Raw genomic sequence first — 5,195 nt, 5'->3', positions numbered from 1 at the left:
CGACAAGATCGCCGAGTCGATCGGCGTGCCACTCCCCCCCCCCCCCCCCATCCCCCCCCCCCCCCCCCCCCCCCCCCCCCCCCCCCCCCCCCCCCCCCCCCCCCCCCCCCCCCCCCCCCCCCCCCCCCCCCCCCCCCCCGCGGCGAAGCCGCTGTCGGACGTGGTCTCGCCGAAGTAGAAGCGCTTCAGCCACGGCACGGCTTGGGCCTCGCCGCGGGCGATGCGGTCGAGGTCGTCCTCCATCTTGGCGGTGAAGTCGTAGTCGACGAGCCGCCCGAAGTGCTTCTCCAGGAGGTTGACCACGGCGAAGGACAGGAAGGACGGCACCAGGGCCGTGCCCTTCTTGAACACGTAGCCGCGGTCGAGGATCGTGCCGATGATCGACGCGTACGTCGACGGGCGGCCGATCTCGCGCTCTTCCAGCTCCTTGACCAGGGAGGCCTCGGTGTAGCGGGCCGGAGCCTTGGTGGCGTGGCCGTCGACCGTGATCTCCTCGGCGGACAGCCCGTCGCCCTCGGCGACCTGCGGCAGCCGGCGCTCGCGGTCGTCCAGCTCGGCGTTCGGGTCGTCGGCACCCTCGACGTAGGCCTTCAGGAAGCCGTGGAAGGTGATCGTCTTGCCGGAGGCGCTGAACTCGACGTCCCGGCCGTCGGCGGCGGTGCCGCCGATCTTCACGGTGACGCTGTTCCCGGCCGCGTCCTTCATCTGGGACGCGACGGTCCGCTTCCAGATCAGCTCGTAGAGCTTGAACTGGTCACCGGTCAGGCCGGTCTCCGCCGGGGTGCGGAAACGATCACCCGAGGGGCGGATCGCCTCGTGCGCCTCCTGGGCGTTCTTGACCTTGGCGGCGTAGGTGCGCGGCTGCGGGGGCAGGTAGTCGGCGCCGTACAGCTGCGTGACCTGGGCGCGGGCGGCCGCGATCGCGGTGTCGCTCAGCGTCGTGGAGTCCGTACGCATGTACGTGATGTAGCCGTTCTCGTACAGCTTCTGCGCGACCTGCATCGTGGCCTTCGCGCCGAAGCCGAGCTTGCGGCTGGCCTCCTGCTGCAGCGTCGTCGTACGGAACGGGGCGTACGGCGAGCGGCGGTACGGCTTGGACTCGACCGAGCGCACGGAGAAGCGGGTGTTCTCCAGGGCGGCGGCGAGGGCGCGGGCGTTCGCCTCGTCGAGGTGGAGGGTGTTCTCGCTCTTGAGCTGTCCCAGGGAGTCGAAGTCACGGCCTTGCGCGACGCGCCTGCCGTCGACCGTCTGCAGGCGGGCGACCAGCGTCGACGGGTCCGACCGGTCCCCCGCGCGGCCGGTCGCGAAGGTGCCCGTCAGGTCCCAGTACTCGGCCGAACGGAACGCGATGCGCTCGCGCTCGCGCTCCACCACGAGCCGGGTCGCGACCGACTGCACACGGCCGGCCGACAGACGCGGCATGACCTTCTTCCACAGGACCGGCGAGACCTCGTAGCCGTAGAGGCGGTCGAGGATGCGGCGGGTCTCCTGGGCGTCGACCATGCGCTGGTTGAGATCGCGCGGGTTGGCGACGGCCTCGCGGATCGCGTCCTTGGTGATCTCGTGGAACACCATGCGCTTGACCGGGACCTTGGGCTTCAGGACCTCCATGAGGTGCCACGCGATGGCCTCGCCCTCGCGGTCCTCATCGGTGGCGAGGAAGAGCTCGTCGGAGTCCTTCAGCAGGTCCTTGAGCTTCTTGACCTGGGCCTTCTTGTCGGCGTTGACGACATAGATCGGCTCGAAGTCGTGCTCGACGTCCACGCCGAGGCGGCGGACCTCGCCGGTGTACTTCTCGGGCACCTCGGCGGCGCCGTTGGGAAGGTCACGGATGTGCCCGACGCTCGCTTCGACTACGTAGCCGGGGCCGAGGTAGCCCTTGATCGTCTTCGCCTTGGCAGGCGACTCGACGATGACGAGTCGGCGGCCGCCCTGTGCGGTCTCGCTGGTCGGGGACAACTTCGCTCTTCTCTCCGGTCGACGCTGCGGCCTCCCCAGGCCTTGGTCCCGGGGTCGCGGCGTGCTTCTGGCTCGTGTGACGCTGCGGAGTGTGACGGTACATCCCGCCCCCGTGTCAAACGGGAAAAGCCCACAACGGCCACTCGAACGGTAACCCGACTACCGGCATTCCTGCCGCCCGGAGTGTCCGGTGACGTCTCGCCCTCTGTCCGGAGCGTGACGCTCCCATTACTCGCCATTACTCATACGGCAGTACGGCCGCCGACGTCAGAGGCGGGTGAGGCAGTACGCGGCGAGGCCCAGCGCGATGGCTCCGGCGGCGCCGGCGAGGGTGGCCGATGCGACCTGGTTCACACCCTGGGCGACTGGTTCACCACGCCGCACCCGGGTCCCGGTCCACACCAGCAGAGCGCCCCCGAACAGGGCGAACACCACTCCCGCGAAGATCGCCGGCCCGTTCTCCATGGCCCGCCCGCCCCCTTCTTGCCGTCCGCGCCTACCCAGCGCGGGGAGGGTGGCACGCGCGGGAGACGGGCGGGCGACATCGGGGTGAACGGAAGGTCGACGTGACCTCGAACACATACTCGAACGAGGTCGGCCCGGTCCGGCACCCGTAATTTTCCGGCCGTTTTACCGGCACCGGCGCGTCCGGCCCGTGCCACCGGCATACGACGCCGATCCGGACGCGGGTACGACGGCTCGGGTAGCCGCACTACGCACCCGGCCCGGCCGTCGTACCCCGCCTCACACCACCGGCTCCAGAAAGCCCTGCTCCACCAGCAGCCGGATCTGCGCGGGCGTACGGTCGCGCAGCAGCACCGGGTCCTCGCCGACGAGCTGGGCGATGGCGTCCAGGATGCGGCCGGCGCTCAGCGAGCCGTCACAGACGCCCGCGAAGCCCGCGCCGACCGTGTCCACCTTCGTGGCGCGGCGCATCCCGCGGTGCTGGCGCAGCACCACGTGCTCCGGGTCCTCGGCGCCGGGCAGCCCGACCTGCTCCTGGACCACTTCGGCGACCAGCCTGAAGTGACCTTCGAGCAGGGCCGCGTCGTCGTACTCCCGGAGGAAGTCGAGGCGGTCGAAGTGCGCCCGGATCGCCTCCCCGAGCGGCTGCTCGACCGGGTGCGGCCACTCCTCCACGGTGATCGAGGGCTCGGCGGCCCCGGTCCTGCGCAGGGTGATCCAGCCGAAGCCGATCGCCTTGACCTTGCGCGCCTCGAACTCGTCGAGCCAGGCGTCGTACCGCGCCTGGTACTCCGCGGGGTCACCGCGGTGGTCGCCCGCGTCCCTGAGCCACAGCTCGGCGTACTGCGTGATGTCCTGCACCTCGCGCTGCACGATCCAGGCATCGCACCCGCGCGGCACCCACGACCTGAGTCTGTCCTGCCAGTCCTCCCCCGCGACGTGCTGCCAGTTGGCGAGGAACTGCGCGAACCCGCCCTCGTTCAGCCGTTCCCCCGCCTGCTGAACGAGCGAGCGGCACAGATCGTCCCCGCCCATCCCGCCGTCGCGGTACGTCAGCCGGGCACCCGGCGAGATCACGAACGGCGGGTTGGAGACGATCAGATCGAACGTCTCGTCGTTGCGGACCGGCTCGAACAGCGAGCCCTCGCGCAGGTCGGCGGCGGGCGCGCCGGAGAGCGCGAGCGTGAGCGCGGTGATGTGCAGCGCGCGCGGATTGAGGTCGGTGGCCGTCACGCGCGTGGCGTGCTGGGAGGCGTGCAGCGCCTGGATGCCGGAGCCGGTGCCGAGGTCGAGCGCGGAGGCGACGGGCGTACGGACGGTGATGCCGGCGAGGGTCGTGGAGGCGCCGCCGACACCGAGGACGACGGCCTCGTCGCGCAGGCCGATGCCGCCCGCGCCGCCGACCGCACAGCCCAGGTCGGACACGATGAACCAGTCCTCGCCGCCGGGACCGCCGTAGGGCCGCACGTCCACGGTCGCGGCCACCTCGTCGCCGCCCACGCGCATCAGCCACCCGCCCGCCAGGGCCTCCTCGACCGGCAGAACGGCCGCCACGCGCGCGTGGGGTGCCGGCTGCTGGAGCAGGAAGAGCCGTACGAGCGTCTCGAGCGGCGTGTCGCCGCGGGTGGCCCGCAGGGCGGGCACCGTCTCGCTGCGGGCCAGCGCCGCGTAGGCGGGGGCACCGAGCAGATCGAGCAGCCCGTCGGCGGTGAAGGAGGCGGCGAGGAGGGCGTCACGCAGACGCGCGGCGACCACGGGCCGGTCGGTGGCGGGCAGGGGGGCGAGGCCGGAGTCAGTCACACCCCCCATTGTGGCCCGCCGAGGCGGCCGGGTGCCGCCTCAGCGCGGGCCTCGGGCCGCGGGGCGATGTCAGCCGGTCGTCGCCGGGGCGGACGCCGACGCCGACGCGGCGACCTGGCAGCTGGGCTGCTTGGCGATGGCCGCCTGGACGTCGCCCTGCTCCAGCCGCTTCAGCGCCTCCGTGCCGCTGTTGCTCTGCTTGCCGATCTGCTTCGTCCGGTCGGCGACCTCGTGCAGCCCCTGGGCGAACTTGCCCTGGTCCTTGGTGTCGAGACCGTCGACCTGCTTCTTCAGGCCGGCGTACGAGGAGGAGAGACCGTTCAGGTTCTTGGCGGCGTCCTGCTGCCGCTTGGCACCGCCGTCGACGCCGGGGGGCGCTCCGGCGCTGCTGATGGCCGCGGCGAGCGCCTTGTATCCGTCGGCCATGTCCTGGAAGGCCTGCGCGTACGTCGCCTTGGCCGTCTTCGGCGGCAGGTTGCTGTCCGTGGCGATCTTGGCTATCGAGGCGTTCGCCGCCCTGATCTTCGCGTCCTGCGCGGGCACCGCGTCGCACACCGTCTTGGCCCAGGCCACCAGCTTGGGGTCGGGTCCGCTGTCCTTGTTACTGCTGCTGCATCCCGACAACGCCACTACCAGTACCGCACCGCCGGACAGTGCGGCCGCGAGCTTCTTGTTCACCGGATTGGTCCCTTCCATGGCTCTCGGCCACCGGAATCTACACGCGGACCGGCGTTCTTCACATACCGAACGCCCTATTAGTCAGCTTTTGTGACTCTTTACGCAGGGGAGAGAAGGCTCACGACGTGGGCGAGCCCACACACGAAACGGGCGGGGGGGGGGGGGGGGCCCCCCCCCCCCCCCCCCCCTTTTTCCTCCCCCCCCCCCCCCCCTCCCCCACCCCCCCCCCCCCCACAAAACCCCCCCCCGGTTGTGGGGAAAAAGGCCCCAACAAAACCAAAAAACATCACGAG

Annotated in this window: 4 protein-coding genes; all 4 read right to left on the bottom strand. The window is 71.3% G+C overall.

The window, feature by feature from the left end; translation table 11 throughout:
* Positions 1-1,959: type I DNA topoisomerase (gene topA / locus AC07DS_RS46165; protein ID WP_479154724.1), on the bottom strand; the 1,959-nt coding region annotated here is incomplete at its 3' end.
* 267 nt (positions 1,960-2,226) lie between these two features.
* Entirely contained in the window at positions 2,227-2,424 is a 198-nt protein-coding gene (locus tag AC07DS_RS46160; RefSeq protein WP_479154723.1) for a hypothetical protein, read from the bottom strand.
* Positions 2,425-2,703: 279 nt separating this feature from the next.
* Positions 2,704-4,233, bottom strand: a complete 1,530-nt coding sequence (locus AC07DS_RS46155; protein ID WP_479154722.1) for a DUF7059 domain-containing protein — start codon at positions 4,231-4,233, stop codon at positions 2,704-2,706.
* Between the two features lie 60 nt (positions 4,234-4,293).
* Positions 4,294-4,902 carry a small secreted protein gene (locus AC07DS_RS46150; protein WP_479154721.1) on the bottom strand — a complete coding sequence of 203 codons (609 nt, stop codon included), beginning with the start codon at positions 4,900-4,902 and terminating at the stop codon, positions 4,294-4,296.
* Between the last annotated feature and the right edge of the window lie 293 nt (positions 4,903-5,195).

The sequence above is a fragment of the Streptomyces sp. NPDC044064 genome (genome assembly GCF_056434245.1).
The sequence above is the reverse complement of the archived record's forward strand: the minus strand, read 5'-3'. Positions and strand labels throughout refer to the sequence as shown.

Coding starts and splice junctions, on each gene's coding strand:
- AC07DS_RS46155 (WP_479154722.1), bottom strand. CDS start 4,233: ATGGGGGGTGTGACTGACTCCGGCCTCGCCCCCCTGCCCGCCACCGAC.
- AC07DS_RS46160 (WP_479154723.1), bottom strand. CDS start 2,424: ATGGAGAACGGGCCGGCGATCTTCGCGGGAGTGGTGTTCGCCCTGTTC.